Annotated in this window: 16 protein-coding genes, 4 tRNA genes, 3 rRNA genes and 1 riboswitch; of the genes, 18 read left to right on the top strand and 5 right to left on the bottom strand. The window is 53.8% G+C overall.

Features of this window, described 5'->3' with window-relative positions; all coding sequences use genetic code 11:
* Positions 1–173 precede the first annotated feature (173 nt).
* A complete protein-coding gene (gene metF / locus CVE23_RS21230; protein WP_038664563.1) occupies positions 174–1,070 on the top strand; it encodes a methylenetetrahydrofolate reductase in 897 nt (298 codons plus the stop codon).
* A gap of 174 nt (positions 1,071–1,244) precedes the next feature.
* On the opposite strand, the gene CVE23_RS21225 is transcribed toward metF, so the two are convergent.
* On the bottom strand, positions 1,245–1,976 hold the full coding sequence (locus tag CVE23_RS21225; RefSeq protein ID WP_038664565.1) for a glutathione peroxidase: 732 nt from the start codon (positions 1,974–1,976) through the stop codon (positions 1,245–1,247).
* 162 nt (positions 1,977–2,138) lie between these two features.
* On the opposite strand from CVE23_RS21225, the gene oxyR reads away from it, so the two are divergent.
* Positions 2,139–3,056 (top strand): DNA-binding transcriptional regulator OxyR, encoded by a 918-nt coding sequence (gene oxyR, locus CVE23_RS21220; protein ID WP_033569035.1) that lies wholly within the window; start codon positions 2,139–2,141, stop codon positions 3,054–3,056.
* Between the two features lie 37 nt (positions 3,057–3,093).
* On the opposite strand, the gene sthA is transcribed toward oxyR, so the two are convergent.
* Entirely contained in the window at positions 3,094–4,494 is a 1,401-nt protein-coding gene (gene sthA / locus CVE23_RS21215) for a Si-specific NAD(P)(+) transhydrogenase (RefSeq protein WP_087881307.1), read from the bottom strand.
* Between the two features lie 206 nt (positions 4,495–4,700).
* On the opposite strand from sthA, the gene fabR reads away from it, so the two are divergent.
* Together fabR and CVE23_RS21205 are read left to right on the top strand one after the other, a co-directional pair.
* Positions 4,701–5,339 carry an HTH-type transcriptional repressor FabR gene (gene fabR / locus CVE23_RS21210; RefSeq protein WP_038664569.1) on the top strand — a complete coding sequence of 213 codons (639 nt, stop codon included), beginning with the start codon at positions 4,701–4,703 and terminating at the stop codon, positions 5,337–5,339.
* Positions 5,340–5,353: 14 nt separating this feature from the next.
* Positions 5,354–5,725, top strand: coding sequence for a YijD family membrane protein (locus CVE23_RS21205; protein WP_038917489.1), 372 nt, complete (start codon positions 5,354–5,356; stop codon positions 5,723–5,725).
* Between the two features lie 12 nt (positions 5,726–5,737).
* On the opposite strand, the gene trmA is transcribed toward CVE23_RS21205, so the two are convergent.
* Entirely contained in the window at positions 5,738–6,841 is a 1,104-nt protein-coding gene (gene trmA / locus CVE23_RS21200; protein WP_038917490.1) for a tRNA (uridine(54)-C5)-methyltransferase TrmA, read from the bottom strand.
* Between the two features lie 142 nt (positions 6,842–6,983).
* Positions 6,984–7,182: riboswitch (cobalamin riboswitch) on the top strand.
* Positions 7,183–7,250: 68 nt separating this feature from the next.
* Here trmA and btuB point away from each other — a divergent pair.
* The 9 genes from btuB (at position 7,251) to CVE23_RS21155 (ending at position 15,703) form a co-directional block, all read left to right on the top strand.
* Positions 7,251–9,128, top strand: coding sequence for a TonB-dependent vitamin B12 receptor BtuB (gene btuB, locus CVE23_RS21195; RefSeq protein ID WP_049853754.1), 1,878 nt, complete (start codon positions 7,251–7,253; stop codon positions 9,126–9,128).
* Positions 9,073–9,945, top strand: a complete 873-nt coding sequence (gene murI / locus CVE23_RS21190; protein WP_049853753.1) for a glutamate racemase — start codon at positions 9,073–9,075, stop codon at positions 9,943–9,945. The genes btuB and murI overlap by 56 nt, the downstream gene beginning before the upstream one ends.
* A gap of 345 nt (positions 9,946–10,290) precedes the next feature.
* Positions 10,291–11,832 (top strand): 16S ribosomal RNA (locus CVE23_RS21185).
* 69 nt (positions 11,833–11,901) lie between these two features.
* Positions 11,902–11,978, top strand: a tRNA-Ile gene (locus tag CVE23_RS21180).
* Positions 11,979–12,090: 112 nt separating this feature from the next.
* A tRNA-Ala gene (locus tag CVE23_RS21175) sits at positions 12,091–12,166 on the top strand.
* Between the two features lie 167 nt (positions 12,167–12,333).
* Positions 12,334–15,240 (top strand): 23S ribosomal RNA (locus CVE23_RS21170).
* Positions 15,241–15,360: 120 nt separating this feature from the next.
* A 5S ribosomal RNA gene (gene rrf / locus CVE23_RS21165) occupies positions 15,361–15,476 on the top strand.
* Together the 16S, 23S and 5S rRNA genes with 4 tRNA genes alongside form the textbook arrangement of a ribosomal RNA operon.
* Before the next feature lie 66 nt (positions 15,477–15,542).
* A tRNA-Asp gene (locus CVE23_RS21160) sits at positions 15,543–15,619 on the top strand.
* 8 nt (positions 15,620–15,627) lie between these two features.
* A tRNA-Trp gene (locus tag CVE23_RS21155) sits at positions 15,628–15,703 on the top strand.
* A gap of 337 nt (positions 15,704–16,040) precedes the next feature.
* Here CVE23_RS21155 and hdfR read toward each other — a convergent pair.
* Positions 16,041–16,865, bottom strand: a complete 825-nt coding sequence (gene hdfR, locus CVE23_RS21150) for an HTH-type transcriptional regulator HdfR (RefSeq protein ID WP_100850289.1) — start codon at positions 16,863–16,865, stop codon at positions 16,041–16,043.
* A gap of 119 nt (positions 16,866–16,984) precedes the next feature.
* Between hdfR and CVE23_RS21145 the strand changes: the two genes are divergently transcribed.
* Positions 16,985–17,323 (top strand): MaoP family protein, encoded by a 339-nt coding sequence (locus CVE23_RS21145; protein ID WP_033569495.1) that lies wholly within the window; start codon positions 16,985–16,987, stop codon positions 17,321–17,323.
* A 62-nt stretch (positions 17,324–17,385) separates the two neighbouring features.
* Here the strand turns inward: CVE23_RS21145 and CVE23_RS21140 are convergent, their stop codons facing one another.
* A complete protein-coding gene (locus tag CVE23_RS21140; protein ID WP_100850288.1) occupies positions 17,386–18,912 on the bottom strand; it encodes a YifB family Mg chelatase-like AAA ATPase in 1,527 nt (508 codons plus the stop codon).
* Between the two features lie 344 nt (positions 18,913–19,256).
* On the opposite strand from CVE23_RS21140, the gene CVE23_RS21135 reads away from it, so the two are divergent.
* The 4 genes from CVE23_RS21135 to ilvM all read left to right on the top strand — a co-directional run bounded on the left by CVE23_RS21135 (position 19,257) and on the right by ilvM (position 22,770).
* Positions 19,257–20,471, top strand: a complete 1,215-nt coding sequence (locus tag CVE23_RS21135) for an MFS transporter (RefSeq protein ID WP_038920526.1) — start codon at positions 19,257–19,259, stop codon at positions 20,469–20,471.
* A gap of 139 nt (positions 20,472–20,610) precedes the next feature.
* Complete coding sequence (gene ilvL / locus CVE23_RS21130; RefSeq protein ID WP_071526243.1) at positions 20,611–20,709, top strand: ilv operon leader peptide; 99 nt, start codon at positions 20,611–20,613, stop codon at positions 20,707–20,709.
* A gap of 139 nt (positions 20,710–20,848) precedes the next feature.
* Positions 20,849–22,495 carry an acetolactate synthase 2 catalytic subunit gene (ilvG, locus tag CVE23_RS21125; RefSeq protein ID WP_038920525.1) on the top strand — a complete coding sequence of 549 codons (1,647 nt, stop codon included), beginning with the start codon at positions 20,849–20,851 and terminating at the stop codon, positions 22,493–22,495.
* Positions 22,496–22,512: 17 nt separating this feature from the next.
* On the top strand, positions 22,513–22,770 hold the full coding sequence (ilvM, locus tag CVE23_RS21120) for an acetolactate synthase 2 small subunit (protein WP_038920524.1): 258 nt from the start codon (positions 22,513–22,515) through the stop codon (positions 22,768–22,770).
* The last annotated feature ends 4 nt before the right edge of the window (positions 22,771–22,774 follow it).

Genomic DNA, 22,774 nt, shown 5'->3' with positions numbered 1-22,774 from the left:
GGCCTGCCGTACGCCACCATGAATTTTCTTCATCTTGCATGAATAAACATCAGTATTTATCGCGCTGAAAAGCGTTGACTCTTTAAGCGGATTCGGTCATTTTCTATATAGACGTCTAAACGTATAGACGTTTGTAGAAAATAACGATGATAATGGCGAATCGAGGTAAGGATATGAGCTTTTTCCACGCGAACCATCAGGAAGCGCTGAACCAGAACCTGGCGGAATTACAGGGCCGGATTAACGTTTCCTTTGAGTTTTTCCCACCGCGCACCAGCGAGATGGAAGAAACGCTGTGGAACTCCATTGACCGCCTCAGCAGCCTGAAACCCAAATTCGTGTCGGTGACCTACGGCGCCAATTCCGGCGAGCGTGACCGCACTCACAGCATCATCAAAGGCATCAAGGAACGTACCGGCCTGGAAGCCGCGCCGCACCTGACCTGCATCGATGCTTCCCGCGACGAACTGAAAGCCATTGCCCAGGACTACTGGCAGAGCGGCATCCGCCACATCGTCGCCCTGCGCGGCGACTTACCGCCGGATAGCGGCAAACCGGAGATGTACGCTTCTGATCTGGTCACCTTGCTCAAGGAAGTAGGGGATTTTGATATTTCGGTCGCGGCCTATCCTGAAGTGCATCCGGAAGCGAAAAGCGCGCAGGCGGACCTGATCAATCTCAAACGCAAGATTGACGCTGGCGCCAGCCGTGCCATCACACAGTTCTTTTTTGACGTGGAAAGCTATCTGCGCTTTCGCGATCGCTGCGTCACGACCGGCATTGATGTGGAAATCGTCCCCGGTATTCTGCCGGTGTCGAACTTCAAGCAATTGCAGCGTTTCGCCACCATGACCAATGTACGTGTGCCGAACTGGATGACCGCCATGTTCGAAGGGCTGGATAACGACCCGGAAACCCGCAAGATGGTCGGCGCGTCGATCGCCATGGATATGGTGAAGATCCTCAGCCGTGAAGGCGTGAAGGATTTCCATTTCTATACCCTGAACCGTTCGGAACTGAGCTACGCCATCTGCCATACGCTGGGCGTGCGCCCGGTGACGGCCGCCTGATTTCCTCGCCGATTATTGCGCTGAATGCCCGCCCGGATATCTCCGGGCGGGCATTCGTGCTTAAGGCATGGAGTGTTTGGCGTGAATAACGATATTCGAAAATAAAAAGCGCTATTCGAAGATAAAAAAAGGGCGGGCCGAAGCCCGCCAAAGTTTCGTTGGCTTTATAAAAATTTATGTGGTCAGGAATGTTTCGAGTTCTTCGCTGCCGCCGATATGGCGGCCGCCCATGAATACCTGGGGAACGGTGCTACGCCCGGTCACCGCCCGCAGGCTCACCGTGGTGGCATCCTTACCCAGCATGATTTCTTCGTATTGAATACCGCGATCCTGCAGCAACTGTTTGGCTTTGGCGCAAAACGGGCAGCCGGGTTTGGTAAACAGTGAAACAGATTCCTGAACCTTATAGTGAGGAGCAAGGTACTTCAGCATGGTGTCGGCGTCGGAAACTTCAAACGGGTCGCCCGGCTTGTTGGGTTCAACAAACATTTTCTCCACCACGCCGTGACGAACCAGCATGGAGTAGCGCCAGGAGCGGGGGCCGAAGCCCAGTTCCGCTTTTTCGACCAGCATGTTCATGGCGCGGGTGAATTCGCCGTTGCCATCGGGAATAAACGTAATGTTTTCTGCGTCTTGGTCGGCTTTCCAGGCATTCATCACAAAAGTATCGTTCACAGATACGCATAAAACCGCATCCACGCCAAATTGCTTGAATACCGCAGCCAACTCGTTATAGCGTGGCAAATGACTGGAAGAGCAGGTTGGTGTAAAGGCCCCTGGCAAGGAAAAGACGACCACGGTCTTGTTGTTGAAGAGTTCCCCGGTCGTCACGTCAACCCATTGATCCCCCTGACGGGTATGGAAAGTTACTGACGGAATTTTCTTGCCTTCTTGGCTTACAAACATTTTTCAGTCCCTGCTAGTCGAAACGTTCTGTTTGGCTGAATCCGTCAGTGATCAGGACTCGATTCGTTAGGGACATTATTCATTATCAAATGTTGATAGGACTAATCGTTCGTTGCTATCCTATCTATCGCTAGGGACTATCATGTTTAGGGGAATCAGGGCATGAATATTCGGGATTTAGAGTATCTGGTGGCATTGGCGGAGCATCGCCATTTTCGACGCGCAGCGGACTCCTGCCACGTCAGCCAGCCCACGCTGAGCGGCCAGATCCGCAAACTGGAAGACGAACTGGGGGTGATGCTGCTGGAGAGAACCAGCCGCAAAGTCCTGTTCACTCAGGCGGGGTTGCTGCTGGTCGAGCAGGCCAGAACCGTATTGCGTGAAGTGAAGGTGCTGAAGGAGATGGCCAGTCAGCAGGGCGAAACCATGTCCGGTCCGCTGCATATCGGCCTGATCCCGACGGTCGGCCCTTATCTGCTGCCCCAGATTATCCCGATGTTGCACCGCACTTTCCCGAAGCTGGAAATGTACCTGCATGAAGCCCAGACTCACCAACTGCTGGCCCAGCTCGACAGCGGCAAGTTGGATTGCGCCATTCTGGCGATGGTGAAAGAGTCGGAAGCGTTTATCGAAGTGCCGTTGTTTGACGAGCCGATGAAGCTGGCGATTTATCAGGATCACCCCTGGGCGAACCGCGAGCGGGTGGCGATGTCCGATTTGTCGGGCGAAAAACTGCTGATGCTGGAAGACGGGCATTGCCTGCGCGATCAGGCGATGGGATTTTGTTTCCAGGCAGGCGCGGACGAAGATACCCATTTCCGCGCCACCAGTCTGGAAACTCTGCGCAACATGGTAGCGGCGGGCAGCGGTATTACCCTGCTGCCGTCGCTGGCGGTGCCGCGGGAACGAGTGCGTGACGGCGTGTGCTATTTGCCTTGTTACAAACCGGAGCCCAAACGCACCATCGCGCTGGTGTATCGTCCGGGCTCGCCGTTGCGCGGCCGTTATGAACAACTGGCCGATTCAGTGCGCGAGCACATGCAGCTCCACATGGAACAGCTGTCAAAACAGTCTGATTAATCAAAGCCAAAACGATTCGTTATCAAAAAACCGGTTGTTAAAACAACCGGTTTAAACCGTTCAGCGCCGCTACCCGATAGGCTTCGGCCATAGTCGGGTAGTTGAATGTGGTGTTCACAAAATACTCGATGGTATTGCCTTCGCCTTTCTGTTCCATGATGGCCTGACCGATGTGAATGATTTCGGCCGCGCGTTCGCCAAAGCAGTGAATGCCCAGAATCTGCTTGGTTTCGCGGTGGAACAGAATTTTCAGGCTACCGACGTTCATCCCGACAATTTGCGCTCGCGCCAGGTGCTTGAACTGGGCGCGGCCGACTTCATACGGCACTTTCATGGCGGTGAGTTCCTGCTCGGTTTTGCCGACGGAACTGATCTCCGGGATCGTGTAAATACCGGTGGGAATATCCTCGATCAGATGCGCGGTGGCGTCGCCTTTGGTGATGGCCTGCGCCGCGATGCGGCCCTGATCATAGGCGGCCGACGCCAGGCTGGGATAACCGATCACATCGCCCACGGCGTAGATATGCGCCTGAGCGGTCTGATACATGCTGTTAACCTTCAACTGGCCGCGGCTGTCCGTTTCCAGCCCAATATTTTCCAGTCCCAGCGTTTCGGTGTTGCCGGTGCGTCCGTTGGCGTAGAGCAGGCAATCCGCCTTCATCTTTTTGCCGGATTTCAGATGGATGATGACGCCGTCATCCAGGCCTTCGATGCGTTCGAATTCCTCGTTGTGACGAATTACCACGCCGCTGTTCCAGAAGTGATAGGACAGCGCGTCGGACATCTCCTGATCGAGAAACGCCAGCAGCCGATCGCGGGTATTGATCAGATCGACCTTCACGTTCAACCCCCGGAAGATCGACGCATATTCGCAGCCGATCACCCCAGCACCGTAGATGATCACGTGTTTGGGTTCATAATCCAGATCGAGAATGGAGTCGCTGTCGTAGATGCGGGGATGATGGAAATCCACCCCGGCCGGATGATAAGGCCGCGAACCGGTGGCGATAATGATATTTGCGGCGGTCAGCGTATCGTGGGTGTCATCCGGGTAGAAGACCGCGACGGTATGCGCATCAATAAAACGCGCCTCGCCGGAAAATAGCTCGCAGTGATTACGTTCGTAGAAACCCTGGCGCATGCGGGTTTGCTGGCCGATCACGCTGTCGGCGTGACGCAGGATATCGGAAAATGAGGAACTGATGACGCGGGCGTTGTCGCTGTAGAGTGGGTTTTGATTGAATTCGATGATGCGGCTGACGGCGTGTCGGAGGGCTTTGGATGGGATGGTTCCCCAGTGGGTACAGCCACCGCCAACATTGTAATGCCGTTCTATCACGGCAATTTTCGCCCCTTGTTTGGCGAGCCCCATGGCCGCCCCTTCACCGCCCGGACCCGAACCAATCACGATGGCATCGTAATCGTATTGCTGTTGTATGGACATGGTAGGAACCACCTGTTTTTATACAAATTACTAACGCGATTGTAACATCGTCCTGCTGATAACCCAATCATCCCTGATATCCGTATGGGAACCGATGATCACATTTTTACTATGGCAAACTTTGGCGCAGTATGTGGAGAGTAAAGTTTGTTATAGTGCTTCCCTTGATTTAAGGAGAGCCGATGACTGCGGGCAGGATAATGGGTGTCAGAGCACAACAAAAAGAACGAACTCGTCGTTCCCTGATTGAGGCCGCTTTCAGCCAGTTAAGCGCTGAACGCAGTTTTGCCAGCCTGAGTTTGCGTGAGGTGGCTCGTGAAGCCGGCATTGCCCCTACCTCGTTTTATCGCCATTTCCGCGATGTGGACGAACTGGGGTTGACGATGGTGGATGAAAGCGGGTTGATGCTGCGCCAGCTGATGCGGCAGGCGCGCCAGCGTATCGTCAAAAGCGGCGGCAGCGTGATCAGAACATCGGTATCGACGTTCATGGAATTCATCGGCAATAACCCCAACGCCTTTCGGCTGCTGTTGCGCGAACGTTCCGGTACTTCAGCGGCATTCCGTGCTGCCGTGGCGCGTGAAATTCAGCATTTTATCGCTGAACTGGCGGACTATCTTGAAGTCGAAAATCATATCCCGCGCAGCTTCGCGGAGGCACAGGCGGAAGCGATGGTGATCATCGTATTCAGCGCCGGCGCTGAAGCGCTGGATGTGGATATAGAGCAGCGACGCCAGCTGGAAGAACGGCTGGTGTTGCAGCTGCGCATGATTGCCAAAGGCGCCTATTACTGGTATCGCAAAGAGCAGGGTAAGGGGTTTGCCTACCCTGAGGGATAATCAGAGGAAAAGTCATGACAGAGCAGATAAATTCAGAGAAAAGTACGCTGGTGCTGGCGCTGGCGGCCGGTTTGTCCGCGAATGGTTCCTTTGTCGCCGTGTTCAGTTCTATCGTGCCGTTTTCCATCTTTCCGCTGATTGCGCTGGTTCTGTCGGTGTACTGCCTGCATCAGCGTTACATGCATCATGCCATGCCAAAAGGCACGCCGCTGCTGGCGGCGGGCTGTTTCCTGTTCGGTTTGCTGCTTTACAGCGCTATTGTGCGCGCCGAGTACCCGCAAATCGGCTCCAATTTCGTGCCGTCAATCCTGTGCGTGGTGCTGGCGCTGTGGCTGGTAGTGAAGCTGCGGGCCCGCAAGCCCGACAGTGAAACCAACACGCCTTAATCCGTAGTGAGGTTATTGGCGCTTTTCCAGTAACACGCCGCATTCCATGTGGTGGGTATAAGGGAACTGGTCAAACAGCGCCAACTGGCTGATTCGGTGCGTCTGACTTAGGGTTTCCAGGTTGGCGCACAGCGTTTCCGGGTTGCAGGAGATGTACAGAATGCGCGGGTACGCCTGCACCAGTTTTACGGTGCCGTCGTCCAGGCCGCTGCGGGGCGGATCGACAAAAATGGTTTCACAGCGATAGCCGCTCAGATCGATGCCTTGCAGGCGGTTGAACTGACGCACGCCGTTCATGGCCTGGGTGAATTCCTCCGCCGCCATGCGAATAATCTGTACGTTATCAATCTGGTTGGCGGCAATATTGTACTGCGCCGCCGCGACCGATGGCTTGGCGATTTCGGTTGCCAGCACCCGCTCGAAATTGCGCGCCAGCGCCAGCGAAAAGTTACCGTTGCCGCAGTACAGTTCCAGCAGATCGCCTTTCGACCCCTGCGTCACCGATAGCGCCCACTCCAGCATCTGGATATTCATCATCGCATTGGGTTGGGTGAAGCTGTTTTCCACCTGACGATAAATCATCTGACGGCCGGCGACCGGCAGGCATTCGTCCACGTAATCCCGATCCAGACAGATTTTGGTTTTGGTGGCGCGGCCAATCAGTTGCAGGGCAAAACCCTGACTGCGCAGTTGATCACGCAGGAGGCGGGCGTGCTGCTGCCATTCGTCATCCAGCGCTTTGTGGTAGAGCAACGAAACTGCAATCTCACCGCTAAGCGTGGAGAGATAATCAATCTGAAACAGCTTGCGCCGCAGCACCGGCTCGGCCCGCAGGGCACTGAGCAGCGCCGGCATCAGGCGGTTGATCAACTCGCTGGCGGCCGGAAACTGATCGACGCGGATCCGCTGTTTGGTCTGCTGATCAAACATAATGTGGTACAAGTCATCGCCATCATGCCAGATCCGAAATTCCGCCCGCATCCGGTAGTGACTGACCGGCGATCGGAACACGGCCGGCGCCGGCGCATCGAATGGCGCCATCATGGCTCCGAGGCGCCCGGTTTTTTCTTCAAGCTGGGCGTCATACTGGTCGATGGGCAGAATCTCTGGCGTCATGATGGTCTCATCTGAAAAACGGCTGGGATAGGGTGGCGATGTTGTCAGGGCGCGATTGTAGGGCATCCAGAAGGGATGTCCAGCCTTGTTGCACGGATTCTCTTATCCAAAATGGAAGTCTAGACATCCACCTGCCTCGATCGTAGCATGGGCGTCCGGTCTTGCCTCGCAGGTGAAAAGGGAATCCAGTGCGAATCTGGAACTGACGCGCAGCGGTGAGGGGAATGGGCGACGATAGCGTGATGCGGACACTGTCCTGACGGATGGGAAGTCATCGCCGCCTAGCCAGTCATCATGGCATAACCCCGAGTCCGAAGACCTGCCGGAATACGTCGCAATGTTTCATGGTCATCGCGTGCTATCGATCATGAGGGTGCGGCATCCTGCCAATTCAGTTTGGATGCTTATAATGTTTACTAAAAAAACCACAATGCTGGCGGCGATGGTAGCCACAGCTTTTTCAGGATGGGCGCAGGGCAGCGACAACACACAGCAAAACAGCAATGACGCAATGGTGGTAACCGCCAACCGTTTTCCCCAGCCGATTTCTTCCGTACTGGCGCCCACTACCGTGGTGACGCGTGATGATATTGATCGTTGGCAGTCGAAGAGTTTGTCGGATGTGATGCGCCGACTTCCGGGTGTCGATTTCTACCAGAGCGGCGGGTTGGGGCAATTGAACTCTCTGTTTATTCGTGGTTCTTCTTCAAGCCATGTGCTGGTGTTGATTGACGGTATTCGGCTTAACCAGGCCGGCGTCAGCGGTTCTTCCGATATCAGCCAAATCCCGATCTCTCTGGTTCAGAAAGTAGAATATATCCGCGGACCGCGTTCCGCCGTTTATGGTTCGGATGCGATTGGCGGTGTGGTTAACATCATCACGACACGCGAGAAGAAAGGTACCACGCTTTCCGCAGGTATCGGCTCCAATGGTTATCAATCTTATGACGCTGCGACCCAGCAGCAGCTGGGGGCCAATACGCTGGCAACCTTTGCAGGCAATTACACCTATACCAGAGGGTTTAATGTGGTTGCCAACTTGCCTGATCCCTTTGGGGATCCTGCTCAGCCTGACCGCGATGGCTTTATGAGCAAAACGTTATACGGCAATGTCGAGCATCAGTTCAGCGATAGCATAAGTGGATTCTTACGTGGATACGGTTTTGACAATCGGACCGCGTATGATGGTACCGCCAGCTTTAATCGTGTGGGGGCATTTCCCGATACAAGGCAGCTCTATAGCCAATCTTGGGATGGTGGATTACGTTATCACCAAGACATTTGGTCATCTCAGCTGATTACCAGCTACAGCCACAGTAAAGACTATAATTACGATCCGCGTTTTGGCCGCTCTGATATTTCCGCAACGTTGGATGATATTCAGCAGTACAACGTTCAGTGGGGCAACAGTGTTCAGGTTGGTAAAGGGAATATCGGCGTTGGGGTCGACTGGCAGAAACAGACCACCGAGCCTGGAACCAATTTTGTCACCAATGGGTATGAGTTGCGGAATACTGGCGTTTATACCACGGCGTTGCAGTCATTCGGGCCAGTAACACTTGAAGGTGCGTTGCGTAGTGATGATAGCTCTCAGTTTGGTCAGCATACTACCTGGCAGAGCAGTGCCGCGTGGGAGTTTGTTGAAGGGTATCGTCTGCTGGCTTCTTATGGGACGGGTTATAAGGCACCTACAGTTGGTCAATTGTATGGGTCATTTGCTGGAAATCCCAACCTGAAACCTGAGGAAAGCAAGCAATGGGAAGGCGGTATTGAAGGTCTTACCGGTCCGGTGAACTGGCATGTATCGGCATATCGCAATGATGTGGATAACCTGATCCAGAGCGGCAGTGCGCCGACTTTTGCAAATATGAACGTGGGACGCGCCCGTTTACAAGGTGTGGAAGCAACCGCATCGTTTGATACAGGGTTCGTATCACACAAACTGTCATACGATTATCTGGATCCACGTAATGTCGACACGAATGAAGTTCTGACCAGACGTGCACGGCAGCAATTCAAATATGATCTGGACTGGCAGTTCAACGACCTAGACTGGACGGTGACCTATCATTATTTAGGTGAGCGTTATGACCAGAACTTTAATACATCAGAGAGGGTGAAATTGGCTGGTGTCAGTCTGTGGGATGTTGCTGCGTCATATCCCGTCACCTCACATCTGACAGTTCGTGCTAGAATAGCCAACCTGTTCGATAAGAATTATGAGACGGTATATGGCTACCGAACTGCAGGGCGAGAATACTATCTCACCGGAAGCTATAGTTTCTGATTTACCCGCCCGCCCCACGGTCCTTGTATTTGATTCCGGGGTGGGCGGTTTGTCTGTTTATGATGAAGTTCGCAACCTACTGCCGGACTTACATTATATCTACGCCTTTGATAACGAGGCTTTTCCCTACGGAGAAAAGCCTGAGCAATTTATCATTGAGCGCGTGGTGTCTATCGTTGACGCGGTGGAAAAACAACATCCGCTGTCATTGGTCATCATTGCCTGTAATACAGCCAGTACGATTTCACTCCCGGCACTGCGTGCGCGCTTTAATTTCCCCGTCGTTGGTGTGGTGCCCGCGGTAAAACCGGCTGCCAAATTGACCCGGAACGGCGTCGTTGGGTTGCTGGCGACGCGTGCCACGGTCCAGCGTCCTTATACGCACGAACTGATTTCCCGCTTTGCCAATGACTGTCAGATTCTGTTGCTGGGGTCTGCAGAGTTGGTTGAATGGGGGGAGGCCAAACTTCAGGGGGAAACGGTACCTGAGGACGCGTTGCGGAAAATCCTCAAGCCCTGGCTGAAATTGTCGGAACCCCCGGATACGGTCGTTCTGGGATGTACTCATTTCCCTCTGTTATCGGAAGAGTTGCAGCAGGTATTGCCTGACGGCACACGGCTTGTCGATTCGGGCTCCGCTATTGCGCGCAGAACAGCATGGCTGATTGAGCATCTGGAGAATCCGAAATTGTCGACAGAGCGCAATCTGGCTTACTGTTTATCGATTACACCTAAGGTCGCGACACTGTTGCCTGTTCTGCGCCGTTATGGTTTCAGTTCGCTGGAACGATTAACGCTTTTGCCTGCTGGCGAATAAATATTGAGCGGTCAAAATTATTTTTGAAATTAGTGCTTGTCAGCGACGGAGAAGTCCCTATAATGCGCCTCCACTGACACGGCAACGGCAACAAACCGAAGCGGTTTCAGTAAGAAATCAGGCGCATATCGCTTGACTTCTTTTCGGGAAAGCATAATATATGCGACCCGCGACCACGGTAAGTGGTCCTGCTCTTTAACAATCAATCAGACAATCTGTGTGGGCACTCGCAGGACGCTTCACTAAAATATTTGTGAAAAGTCTTGAAGAGTGACAACAGTTAATTCATACGAACTAACAGTAAATTCTTTGAGCACGTTTTCTTCGGAAAACACATCAAACTTTAAATTGAAGAGTTTGATCATGGCTCAGATTGAACGCTGGCGGCAGGCCTAACACATGCAAGTCGAGCGGCAGCGGGGGGAAGCTTGCTTCCCCGCCGGCGAGCGGCGGACGGGTGAGTAATGTCTGGGGATCTGCCTGATGGAGGGGGATAACTACTGGAAACGGTAGCTAATACCGCATAACGTCGCAAGACCAAAGTGGGGGACCTTCGGGCCTCACGCCATCGGATGAACCCAGATGGGATTAGCTAGTAGGTGGGGTAACGGCTCACCTAGGCGACGATCCCTAGCTGGTCTGAGAGGATGACCAGCCACACTGGAACTGAGACACGGTCCAGACTCCTACGGGAGGCAGCAGTGGGGAATATTGCACAATGGGGGAAACCCTGATGCAGCCATGCCGCGTGTGTGAAGAAGGCCTTCGGGTTGTAAAGCACTTTCAGCGGGGAGGAAGGCGGCAAGGTTAATAACCTTGTCGATTGACGTTACCCGCAGAAGAAGCACCGGCTAACTCCGTGCCAGCAGCCGCGGTAATACGGAGGGTGCAAGCGTTAATCGGAATGACTGGGCGTAAAGCGCACGCAGGCGGTCTGTTAAGTTGGATGTGAAATCCCCGGGCTTAACCTGGGAACTGCATTCAAAACTGACAGGCTAGAGTCTCGTAGAGGGGGGTAGAATTCCAGGTGTAGCGGTGAAATGCGTAGAGATCTGGAGGAATACCGGTGGCGAAGGCGGCCCCCTGGACGAAGACTGACGCTCAGGTGCGAAAGCGTGGGGAGCAAACAGGATTAGATACCCTGGTAGTCCACGCTGTAAACGATGTCGATTTGGAGGTTGTGCCCTTGAGGCGTGGCTTCCGGAGCTAACGCGTTAAATCGACCGCCTGGGGAGTACGGCCGCAAGGTTAAAACTCAAATGAATTGACGGGGGCCCGCACAAGCGGTGGAGCATGTGGTTTAATTCGATGCAACGCGAAGAACCTTACCTACTCTTGACATCCAGCGAAGACTGCAGAGATGCGGTCGTGCCTTCGGGAACGCTGAGACAGGTGCTGCATGGCTGTCGTCAGCTCGTGTTGTGAAATGTTGGGTTAAGTCCCGCAACGAGCGCAACCCTTATCCTCTGTTGCCAGCACTACGGGTGGGAACTCAGGGGAGACTGCCGGTGATAAACCGGAGGAAGGTGGGGATGACGTCAAGTCATCATGGCCCTTACGAGTAGGGCTACACACGTGCTACAATGGCGTATACAAAGAGAAGCGACCTCGCGAGAGCAAGCGGACCTCATAAAGTACGTCGTAGTCCGGATTGGAGTCTGCAACTCGACTCCATGAAGTCGGAATCGCTAGTAATCGTAGATCAGAATGCTACGGTGAATACGTTCCCGGGCCTTGTACACACCGCCCGTCACACCATGGGAGTGGGTTGCAAAAGAAGTAGGTAGCTTAACCTTCGGGAGGGCGCTTACCACTTTGTGATTCATGACTGGGGTGAAGTCGTAACAAGGTAACCGTAGGGGAACCTGCGGTTGGATCACCTCCTTACCGAGTTGAAGTGCCTGCGTGGTGTCCACACAGATTGTCTGATGAAGTAAACGAGCGGTAAAACCTTATAGGCTTGTAGCTCAGGTGGTTAGAGCGCACCCCTGATAAGGGTGAGGTCGGTGGTTCAAGTCCACTCAGGCCTACCAGATTTCTCCTGATACTGCGTTGTGAAATAGCCCGCATATTGATGTATGCGTCGTCATTCCACGCCTTGTCTCAGAAGAAATTACGGGTAAAGGTTTACGTGTTGCATTCTATGGGGCTATAGCTCAGCTGGGAGAGCGCCTGCTTTGCACGCAGGAGGTCTGCGGTTCGATCCCGCATAGCTCCACCATTTACGAATGACTTCAGAGTATACTGGCGACAGTATGCTGCGAAGTATTCTGCTCTTTAACAATCCGGAACAAGCTGAAAATTTGAAACGACGGCATATGAGTGTGAATTCATGTGTTGTTCGAGTCTCTCAATATACCCGCATCCCGAGACACTTTCGGGTTGTGAGGTTAAGCGACTAAGCGTACACGGTGGATGCCTAGGCAGTCAGAGGCGATGAAGGGCGTGCTAATCTGCGAAAAGCGTCGGCAAGGTGATATGAACCGTTATACCCGACGATACCCGAATGGGGAAACCCAGTGTGATTCGTCACACTATCATTAACTGAATCCATAGGTTAATGAGGCGAACCGGGGGAACTGAAACATCTCAGTACCCCGAGGAAAAGAAATCAACCGAGATTCCCCCAGTAGCGGCGAGCGAACGGGGAGGAGCCCAGAACCTGAATCGGCTTGTGTGTCAGTGGAAGCGTCTGGAAAGTCGCACGATACAGGGTGAAAGTCCCGTACACGAAGATGCACAGGCCGTGAGTTCGATGAGTAGGGCGGGACACGTGGTATCCTGTCTGAACATGGGGGGACCATCCTCCAAGGCTAAATACTCCTGACTGACCGATAGTGAACCAGTACCGTGAGGGAAAGGCGAAAAGAACCCCGGCGAGGGGAGTGAAATAGAACCTGAAACCGTGTACGTACAAGCAGTGGGAGCACCTTTTGGGTGTGACTGCGTACCTTTTGTATAATGGGTCAGCGACTTATATTCTGTAGCAAGGTTAACCGCATAGGGGAGCCGCAGGGAAACCGAGTCTTAACTGGGCGTTAAGTTGCAGGGTATAGACCCGAAACCCGGTGATCTAGCCATGGGCAGGTTGAAGGTTGGGTAACACTAACTGGAGGACCGAACCGACTAATGTTGAAAAATTAGCGGATGACTTGTGGCTGGGGGTGAAAGGCCAATCAAACCGGGAGATAGCTGGTTCTCCCCGAAAGCTATTTAGGTAGCGCCTCGTGAATTCATCTCCGGGGGTAGAGCACTGTTTCGGCTAGGGGGCCATCCCGGCTTACCAACCCGATGCAAACTGCGAATACCGGAGAATGTTATCACGGGAGACACACGGCGGGTGCTAACGTCCGTCGTGAAGAGGGAAACAACCCAGACCGCCAGCTAAGGTCCCAAAGTCATGGTTAAGTGGGAAACGATGTGGGAAGGCCCAGACAGCCAGGATGTTGGCTTAGAAGCAGCCATCATTTAAAGAAAGCGTAATAGCTCACTGGTCGAGTCGGCCTGCGCGGAAGATGTAACGGGGCTAAAACCATGCACCGAAGCTGCGGCAGCGACGCTTAGGCGTTGTTGGGTAGGGGAGCGTTCTGTAAGCCGTTGAAGGTGGACTGTGAGGTCTGCTGGAGGTATCAGAAGTGCGAATGCTGACATAAGTAACGATAATGCGGGTGAAAAACCCGCACGCCGGAAGACCAAGGGTTCCTGTCCAACGTTAATCGGGGCAGGGTGAGTCGACCCCTAAGGCGAGGCTGAAAAGCGTAGTCGATGGGAAACAGGTTAATATTCCTGTACTTGGTGTTACTGCGAGGGGGGGACGGAGAAGGCTATGTCATCCGGGCGACGGTTGTCCCGGTTTAAGCGTGCAGGTGGGTGGACCAGGTAAATCCGGTCTGCTGTCAACACTGAGGCGTGATGACGAGGTACTACGGTACTGAAGTGACAGATGCCCTGCTTCCAGGAAAAGCCTCTAAGCATCAGGTAACATTGAATCGTACCCCAAACCGACACAGGTGGTCAGGTAGAGAATACTCAGGCGCTTGAGAGAACTCGGGTGAAGGAACTAGGCAAAATGGTGCCGTAACTTCGGGAGAAGGCACGCTGGGCATGGTGAAGTCCCTTGCGGACGGAGCTGAGCCCAGTCGCAGATACCAGCTGGCTGCAACTGTTTAATAAAAACACAGCACTGTGCAAACACGAAAGTGGACGTATACGGTGTGACGCCTGCCCGGTGCCGGAAGGTTAATTGATGGGGTTATCCGTAAGGAGAAGCTCTTGATCGAAGCCCCGGTAAACGGCGGCCGTAACTATAACGGTCCTAAGGTAGCGAAATTCCTTGTCGGGTAAGTTCCGACCTGCACGAATGGCGTAATGATGGCCAGGCTGTCTCCACCCGAGACTCAGTGAAATTGAACTCGCTGTGAAGATGCAGTGTACCCGCGGCAAGACGGAAAGACCCCGTGAACCTTTACTATAGCTTGACACTGAACCTTGAGCCTTGATGTGTAGGATAGGTGGGAGGCTTTGAAGTGTGGACGCCAGTCTGCATGGAGCCAACCTTGAAATACCACCCTTTAATGTTTGATGTTCTAACGTAGACCCGTAAACCGGGTTGCGGACAGTGTCTGGTGGGTAGTTTGACTGGGGCGGTCTCCTCCCAAAGAGTAACGGAGGAGCACGAAGGTTAGCTAATCCTGGTCGGACATCAGGAGGTTAGTGCAAAGGCATAAGCTAGCTTGACTGCGAGAGTGACGGCTCGAGCAGGTGCGAAAGCAGGTCTTAGTGATCCGGTGGTTCTGAATGGAAGGGCCATCGCTCAACGGATAAAAGGTACTCCGGGGATAACAGGCTGATACCGCCCAAGAGTTCATATCGACGGCGGTGTTTGGCACCTCGATGTCGGCTCATCACATCCTGGGGCTGAAGTAGGTCCCAAGGGTATGGCTGTTCGCCATTTAAAGTGGTACGCGAGCTGGGTTTAGAACGTCGTGAGACAGTTCGGTCCCTATCTGCCGTGGGCGCTGGAAGATTGAGGGGGGTTGCTCCTAGTACGAGAGGACCGGAGTGAACGCACCACTGGTGTTCGGGTTGTGATGCCAATTGCATTGCCCGGTAGCTAAGTGCGGAAGAGATAACCGCTGAAAGCATCTAAGCGGGAAACTTGCCCCGAGATGAGTCTTCCCTGGGCCCTTGAGGCCCCTGAAGGGACGTTCGAGACGAGGACGTTGATAGGCTGGGTGTGTAAGCGTAGCGATACGTTGAGCTAACCAGTACTAATGACCCGAGAGGCTTAACCTTACAACACCGAAGGTGTTTTGGTGAGAGAGACGAGAAAGAATTTGGCTTGTTCGACGGATGGATTCTGATGGTTGTGCGGCGCATGAGTGTGGGCATAACGGTTGGAATGAAAAGAATTTGCCTGGCGGCGAGAGCGCGGTGGTCCCACCTGACCCCATGCCGAACTCAGAAGTGAAACGCCGTAGCGCCGATGGTAGTGTGGGGTCTCCCCATGCGAGAGTAGGGAACTGCCAGGCATCAAATTGTGGTGTAAGAAAACACCGGTTATCGGATTGACTCCTCTGATAACGTACAGAATCGGTGGTGCGGTAGTTCAGTCGGTTAGAATACCGGCCTGTCACGCCGGGGGTCGCGGGTTCGAGTCCCGTCCGCACCGCCACCCTATTTAGGGGCGTAGTTCAATTGGTAGAGCACCGGTCTCCAAAACCGGGTGTTGGGAGTTCGAGCCTCTCCGCCCCTGCCAAACCAAAAATAGCCCTTCACGGTAGCGTGAAGGGTTTTTTTTCGTCCATTAATTTTTCATTTCATATTTTCCCCTTTTGATAAGCATGCCAATGATGCATTTTCACGACTATTTATTGAGGAAGTGCGTCTGGCTAGCCTCCCGTGAGTGGCTGCATCATAATACAGAACTGTTGCCATCCTTCATGATGGCGCATGTCTTAATGAAATCTGGAGTGTGTAACGGCTCTTCACAGACCGGTATACCTGCGAAGAATAATGCCTGGTTAATGAGGTCTATCGATCTTCCGAAAGCCCGTAGGACTTTCAGGTAGATCGCATAGTGCATTGATAATGGTTTAAGAAGCGATATTCAGTGGGGTTTTCATTAACTGTTTAATCAGCTCCTGTTGATCGCTGTTTCCAAGCCAAACCGCATAGCAGGGGCGAACCACGATATTGGCCTCAGGAATCGGGTGCAGTTCAGGATAGTGCTGCGACCAGTCGCTGGGGAGAAATGCACAACCACCGATGGTTGCCATCAATTGCCGCGTCAGGTGTGCGGAAGACGTGGTGAGCGACGGTACCTGATCTCCGGGCAGCCAGTGATTCTCATACTGATGGAAATCTGCCCCCCATTCCAGCCTGATATAAGGTCGTTCCTCTGCTGATACATTATCGGTAGTAAACAGAGACAAAGAAAAATTGCCCAATAACTGACAAGAAAGTTCGTCCATCTTCGGCGATTCGGTAGTAATCAGTAAATCCAACTGACGTTCATGGAGTTGCTTAATCAGCGTTTGTCGCTGTGCGATTCTTGCCTCTAGCTGCAGCAGCGGGCGTTGCTGATAGAGTTCATTTAGCCAGGGCGTCAGGAACGCCTCCCAGAGCGAAGCCGTAGCGCCTATGGAAAGCTGGCTGTGCTGTTGGGAACGAGCGACCTCTTTCTTGGCTATTTGCCAGGTGCCGATCAGGTTTTCCGCATAAGGCAGCAGACGTTCGCCGGCGGGCGTCAGGCGAATATTGTTACGGTGCCGGGTGAACAAATTGGCGCCCAGTTGATTTTCAAGTTGCCTGATACGAAAGCTCACCGCTGACTGCGTCAGATACAATGATTCGGCCGCTCGGCCGAAGTGTCTTGTCCGGCTGACTTCCAGAAAGGTTTTCAGTAAGTCGGTATCCATGCTTTCCTCCAAAATTTTTTGTCGTCATGATTTAAATGTTTTGTTTTACAGGAAGTCAAGCCTATCTAATACTCCGCGCCATAAACGGCACGACCATATGAGAATTAGGAGCGTGTAAGATGGCGGAAAGCTTCTCAACAACCAGTCGTTTTTTTGATAACAAATTCTATCCACGTGGTTTTTCCCGGCATGGTGACTTTACGATTAAAGAAGCTCAACTGCTGGAGCGTCATGGACAGGCATTTAACGAACTTGATTCGGGCAAACGTCATCCGGTGACAGAGGAAGAGATTCAGTTTGTTGCTGTATGCCGCGGTGAGCGCGCAGCACAGACCGAATTGGAAAAAATCTGGGCGAAGTACGTCAGCCGTATTCGTCGTCCTAAACGTTTCCATACGCTGTCTGGCGGCAAGCCGCAAATGGACACCGTGGAAGAGTACACAGAAAGCGATGACTAATCTGAATGGGGCTCCGGCCCCATTTTTATTTCTGCCGCAGATTAACTGACGCTGGCTCGGGTTCATGCCAGGCTCTTGTGCAACTGAATTAGCAGACGATCCATACAACGATAGCTGAGCGCTTCCGACAAATGAGTACGATGAATCTGATCTTCTCCTCCCAGGTCGGCAATCGTGCGCGAGACTTTCAGTATCCGGTGCCAGGCTCTGACCGACAGCCCTAATTTGCTCATCACTTCTTCCAGGTACGCCGCATCCTCGCTTTTCAACCGACAGTGACAGGCGATGTCATCCGATTTCATGTGTGCGTTGATTCTGCCGATACGGGCTAACTGCCGCCTTCTGGCTTCAAATACCCGTTCCCGCACGGTTGCGCTGTCCTCGCCAATGCGTGTTTGCTGGCGAAGAATACCGGGGGGCAGTAATGGCACCTCAATGGATAAATCAAAGCGATCCAGAAATGGACCGGATAGCCGGTTGAGGTAACGCAGAATTTGCTGTGCCGGCATGCGATTGTGGATGCCCTGATAGTGACCTGATGGACTGGGATTCATTGCGGCCACCAACTGAAAACGGGCAGGATAGCAGACTTTGGCGCGAGTACGGGAAATCACGATTTCGCCTGATTCCAACGGTTCCCGCAGCGAGTCCAGTACCCGTCGTTCAAATTCCGGCAACTCATCCAGAAATAACACGCCATTATGCGCCAGCGAGATCTCGCCAGGTTTGGGCAGTACGCCGCCGCCGACCAGCGCAGTAATGGATGCGGTATGGTGAGGAGAACGAAACGGCCGGTTACGCCATTGCGACAGGCTGGGCTGAATATCAATCAGGCTGTTGATGGCGGCGCTTTCCAGCGCTTCCTCATCATCAAGCGGCGGCAACAAACCGGGTAGACGGCTGGCCAGCATGGTTTTGCCGGTGCCCGGCGGGCCGAGCAACAGCAGGTTATGTCCGCCCGCCGCCGCAATTTCCAGCGCGCGTTTGGCTTGTTCCTGACCGATGATGTCCTTCAGGTCCGCTATCGGCGTATGGGCCGGCGTTTCAGACGTAATATCGCTGCCACACAGCAGCGGCGTTTCGCCTTGCAAAAAGGCGCAGACCTGCAGCAGGTGATTAGCCAGCAACGTATCGCCATGTGGAACCAGAGTGATTTCCATTTTGTTGTCTTCCGGCAGAATCAGCCCCCGGCCTGCTTTTTGTGCTTCCATCGCCGCCGGAATAGCGCCATGAACGCCTCTCAGGCTGCCCGACAGCCCGAGTTCGCCAAGGAACTCATACTGAGCAAGTTTCTCGCCGGCAATCTGTTCTGAGGCTGCCAGAATGGCCAGGGCGATGGGGAGGTCATATCGTCCCCCTTCTTTCGGTAGGTCCGCAGGCGCCAGGTTGACGGTAATCCGCTTGGCGGGAAAGGTGAAGCCACAGTTGATCAGAGCGCTACGCACCCGATCTCGTGCCTCCTTGACCGTGGTTTCCGGTAAGCCGACCAGTGTCAGTGCGGGCAGGCCATTACTGATATGCACTTCAATCGAAACTTCCGGCGCCTGCATACCGATGGTGGCTCGCGTGTAGGTCACAGCCAGTGTCATTGCTCATTCCTCCCTGTGAGGTGGGCATCATGCCGGTCCGGCCGCTTTGTGACATCGTAGTGATGACCACTTTGCGAGGCGTTGCCATAAAACAATCTGCTATTTCAGGCGAGATTCATAAAATTGTGTGCGTGCTTCCTGCTGTCGTTAATAAAAAGTTACAAGGTGGCCGTATTCGCAACAGATTCATACCGAACACAGCATTGCCCGATTGCCATGAGAGGCGTATTTAACAAATATTTAAAATATCATCTGCGATTTTCACATCGCCTCATCGACTGCGGCATCGCTTGCCGTTCAGCCTGTTAATGACGTGAAGCTGTCTCACTATCAGGATAAAAATTATGTTTGGTTGGACTGCCCTGCAACGTAATGCAGCGATTGCCAGCTTTTTAAGCTGGGCGCTGGATGCATTTGATTTCTTCATTCTGGTTTTTCTGCTTAGCGAACTCGCCCATGCCTTTTCCGTCAGCATGGAACAGGTGACGCTGGCCATTCTGCTGACGCTGGCCGTTCGTCCTATCGGCGCGTTGCTGTTGGGACGGTTGGCGGAGAAGTTTGGTCGCAAGCCGATTTTGATGCTGAACATCGTGCTGTTCTCGGTGTTTGAGCTGTTATCCGCCGCAGCGCCGAGTATTACGGTATTTCTGCTGTTGAGAGTGCTGTATGGCGTGGCGATGGGAGGAATTTGGGGCGTGGCGTCCTCACTGGCGATGGAAACCATTCCTGACCGCTCCCGTGGGTTGATGTCAGGCATTTTTCAGGCCGGTTATCCGTTTGGTTACTTGCTGGCGGCGGTGGTTTACGGATTGTTGTTTGATCAGGTCGGCTGGCGCGGCATGTTTATCATCGGCGCGGTTCCTATTTTGCTGCTGCCGTTTATTTATTTCTGTGTGGAAGAGTCGCCGGTATGGCGGGCTGCCCGGGTACGTAAGGAAAGCACGGCGTTATTGCCGGTGTTAAAGACGCACTGGAAACTTTGTCTTTATCTGGTGGTGCTGATGGCGTCGTTCAATTTCTTTAGCCACGGCACGCAGGACCTGTATCCGGCATTTTTGAAAATCCAGCATGGTTTTGACGCGAAAACCGTCAGTATGATCGCCATCGGCTACAATATTGCCTCGATCATCGGCGGCATCTTTTTCGGTACGCTGTCGGAGCGCATTGGTCGGAAGAAAGCGATTATGGCGGCGGCGTTGCTGGCATTGCCGGTGATCCCGCTGTGGGCGTTCTCGCACGGGCCCTGGGCGCTGGGGTTGGGCGCGTTTTTGATGCAGTTCATGGTGCAGGGCGCCTGGGGCGTGATCCCGACCTTCCTGAATGAGCTGGTGCCGAGCAACACGCGGGCGGTGCTCCCCGGTTTTGTCTACCAGCTCGGCAACCTGATTGCATCGGTTAATGCCACGCTGCAGGCGAGCATTGCCGAAGCCCACAACCATAACTATGCGCTCGCTATGGCGATGGTCGCCGGAGTGGTGGCGATCATGATTGCCGTGCTGGCGGCGTTTTCCGAACGAAAGTGGACGGCAAAAAGCACGATGTCGCATGTGGCGGGTTAATGCATGAATAATAAGCCGTTTTGTGATGCTTATCGGTTGGCTGGCTCAATAGTTGCGGAAAAAAAGAGTTGTCATGGCGGGGCTTGCTGTGATAACTCTGTAGGTATTCGTTCGACAGTAGATTAATGAACAACCTGAAATGAAAGCCTTCAACCTGGTGATTAGCCTAGTCGTGATTAGCGTGGTGGTGATTATTATCCCACCGTGCGGGGCTGCACTTGGACGAAGAATGGCTTAGAAATCAAGGCCGAATTCAAGAAAACCCCCGCACCGAAAGGTCGGGGGTTTTTTTATGGGCCGGCAATCGCAACAAGGGAGCAGATAATGTCGAGTAGCATAAAATCCTGTTTTCCCCAGATAGAGTCGGGGAAATAACTATGAATGGTGCGCAGTGGGTGGTACAAGCGTTGCGGGCGCAGGGAGTGGAGACCGTATTCGGTTATCCAGGTGGCGCGATTATGCCGGTCTATGATGCGTTGTACGACGGCGGCGTGGAACACCTGCTCTGTCGCCATGAGCAGGGGGCAGCCATGGCCGCCATCGGTTATGCCCGCTCCACCGGCAACGTTGGAGTTTGCATTGCGACGTCCGGCCCCGGCGCGACTAATCTGATTACCGGCCTGGCGGATGCGTTGCTGGATTCAGTACCCATTGTGGCGATTACCGGTCAGGTTGGCTCGGCCCTGATCGGGACCGATGCCTTTCAGGAGATCGATGTACTCGGCCTCTCGCTGGCCTGCACCAAACACAGTTTCCTGGTTGACTCCATCGCGTCGTTGCCGGAGATCATGGCTGAAGCTTTCGCCGTGGCCCGCAGCGGGCGCCCCGGCCCGGTGCTGATTGATATTCCTAAGGATATTCAATTGGCGGAAGGGGATTTCTCTCCGTGTTTCATGCCGGTGGATGACGTTATGCCCTTTTCGACCCAGCAGGTCGCGGAAGCGCGGGCGATGCTGGCGCGAGCGAAAAAACCGGTGCTGTATGTGGGGGGCGGCGTAGGAATGGCGCAGGCGGTTCCAGCGCTGCGCTCATTTATCGAAACGTCCCGGATTCCCGCCGTGGCGACCCTGAAAGGGTTGGGCGCGGTGGAGAAAGACTACCCGTATTATCTCGGTATGATCGGCATGCACGGCACCCGCGCCGCCAACCTGCTGGTACAAGAGTGCGACTTGCTGGTTGCCGTCGGCGCGCGCTTTGATGACCGCGTGACCGGTAAACTGAGCGCGTTTGCGCCGCATGCCAACGTGATCCACATGGATATCGATCCGGCGGAGCTGAATAAACTGCGGCAGGCGCACGTGGCGCTGCGTGGTGATCTGAATCAGCTGCTGCCGGCGTTGCAACAGCCGTTGGATATCGCTGACTGGCGTCAGCAGGCGGCGATGATGAAAGCTGAATACGACTGGCGTTATGACCATCCGGGTGAAGCCATTTATGCTCCGGCGCTGCTCCGCACCCTGGCGGACCGTATGCCGGCCGAAACGGTGATCACTACCGATGTCGGGCAGCATCAGATGTGGGCCGCCCAGCATATGCACTTCACCCGCCCGGAAAATTTCATCACCTCAAGCGGTCTTGGCACCATGGGATTCGGCGTGCCGGCGGCGGTCGGCGCTCAGGTGGCGCGTCCCGACGATACCGTAATCTGTATTTCCGGTGACGGCTCTTTCATGATGAATGTGCAGGAGCTCGGCACCATCAAGCGAAAACGTCTGCCGCTGAAAATCGTGTTGATGGACAATCAGCGACTGGGCATGGTGCGACAATGGCAGCAACTGTTTTTCGACGAACGCTACAGTGAAACCAACCTCTCCGATAACCCCGATTTCCTGATGCTGGCCAGCGCCTTCGGCATTCCCGGCCAGCGAATTACCCATAAAGACCAGATTGATTCCGCCCTGGATGCGCTGCTGAACAGCGAAGGTCCTTACCTGCTGCATGTTTCCATCGACGAGAATGAGAATGTCTGGCCGCTGGTGCCGCCGGGTGCCGGTAATGAAACGATGCTGGATAAAACAGAATAATGGCAGGAGATTTTCCCATGACACATCATCAGCTTTCCATTCAGGCCCGTTATCGCCCGGAAGTCCTGGAGCGCGTGTTGCGCGTGACCCGTCACCGCGGCTTTCAGGTCTGCGCCATGAACATGACGCAGGCGAATAACGACGATCAGGTACAGATTGAAATGACCGTTGCCAGCCACAGACCGGTGGATTTATTGTCAACCCAATTAAGCAAACTGCTGGACATCGCCTGTGTGGAGATCCAGCCGCTCACATCACAACAAATACGTGCCTGACGGC

It is taken from the genome of Dickeya fangzhongdai (genome assembly GCF_002812485.1).
Lineage (GTDB): Bacteria > Pseudomonadota > Gammaproteobacteria > Enterobacterales > Enterobacteriaceae > Dickeya > Dickeya fangzhongdai.
The sequence above is the reverse complement of the archived record's forward strand: the minus strand, read 5'-3'. Positions and strand labels throughout refer to the sequence as shown.

Bases quoted from the DNA above. Each gene is read 5' to 3' on its own strand.
- fabR (WP_038664569.1), top strand. From the start codon at position 4,701: ATGGGTGTCAGAGCACAACAAAAAGAACGAACTCGTCGTTCCCTGATT.
- btuB (WP_049853754.1), top strand. From the start codon at position 7,251: ATGTTTACTAAAAAAACCACAATGCTGGCGGCGATGGTAGCCACAGCT.
- ilvM (WP_038920524.1), top strand. From the start codon at position 22,513: ATGACACATCATCAGCTTTCCATTCAGGCCCGTTATCGCCCGGAAGTC.
- hdfR (WP_100850289.1), bottom strand. From the start codon at position 16,865: ATGGATACCGACTTACTGAAAACCTTTCTGGAAGTCAGCCGGACAAGA.
- CVE23_RS21135 (WP_038920526.1), top strand. From the start codon at position 19,257: ATGTTTGGTTGGACTGCCCTGCAACGTAATGCAGCGATTGCCAGCTTT.
- trmA (WP_038917490.1), bottom strand. From the start codon at position 6,841: ATGACGCCAGAGATTCTGCCCATCGACCAGTATGACGCCCAGCTTGAA.
- oxyR (WP_033569035.1), top strand. From the start codon at position 2,139: ATGAATATTCGGGATTTAGAGTATCTGGTGGCATTGGCGGAGCATCGC.
- CVE23_RS21145 (WP_033569495.1), top strand. From the start codon at position 16,985: ATGGCGGAAAGCTTCTCAACAACCAGTCGTTTTTTTGATAACAAATTC.
- metF (WP_038664563.1), top strand. From the start codon at position 174: ATGAGCTTTTTCCACGCGAACCATCAGGAAGCGCTGAACCAGAACCTG.
- CVE23_RS21205 (WP_038917489.1), top strand. From the start codon at position 5,354: ATGACAGAGCAGATAAATTCAGAGAAAAGTACGCTGGTGCTGGCGCTG.
- ilvG (WP_038920525.1), top strand. From the start codon at position 20,849: ATGAATGGTGCGCAGTGGGTGGTACAAGCGTTGCGGGCGCAGGGAGTG.
- murI (WP_049853753.1), top strand. From the start codon at position 9,073: ATGGCTACCGAACTGCAGGGCGAGAATACTATCTCACCGGAAGCTATA.
- CVE23_RS21225 (WP_038664565.1), bottom strand. From the start codon at position 1,976: ATGTTTGTAAGCCAAGAAGGCAAGAAAATTCCGTCAGTAACTTTCCAT.
- CVE23_RS21140 (WP_100850288.1), bottom strand. From the start codon at position 18,912: ATGACACTGGCTGTGACCTACACGCGAGCCACCATCGGTATGCAGGCG.
- ilvL (WP_071526243.1), top strand. From the start codon at position 20,611: ATGAAAGCCTTCAACCTGGTGATTAGCCTAGTCGTGATTAGCGTGGTG.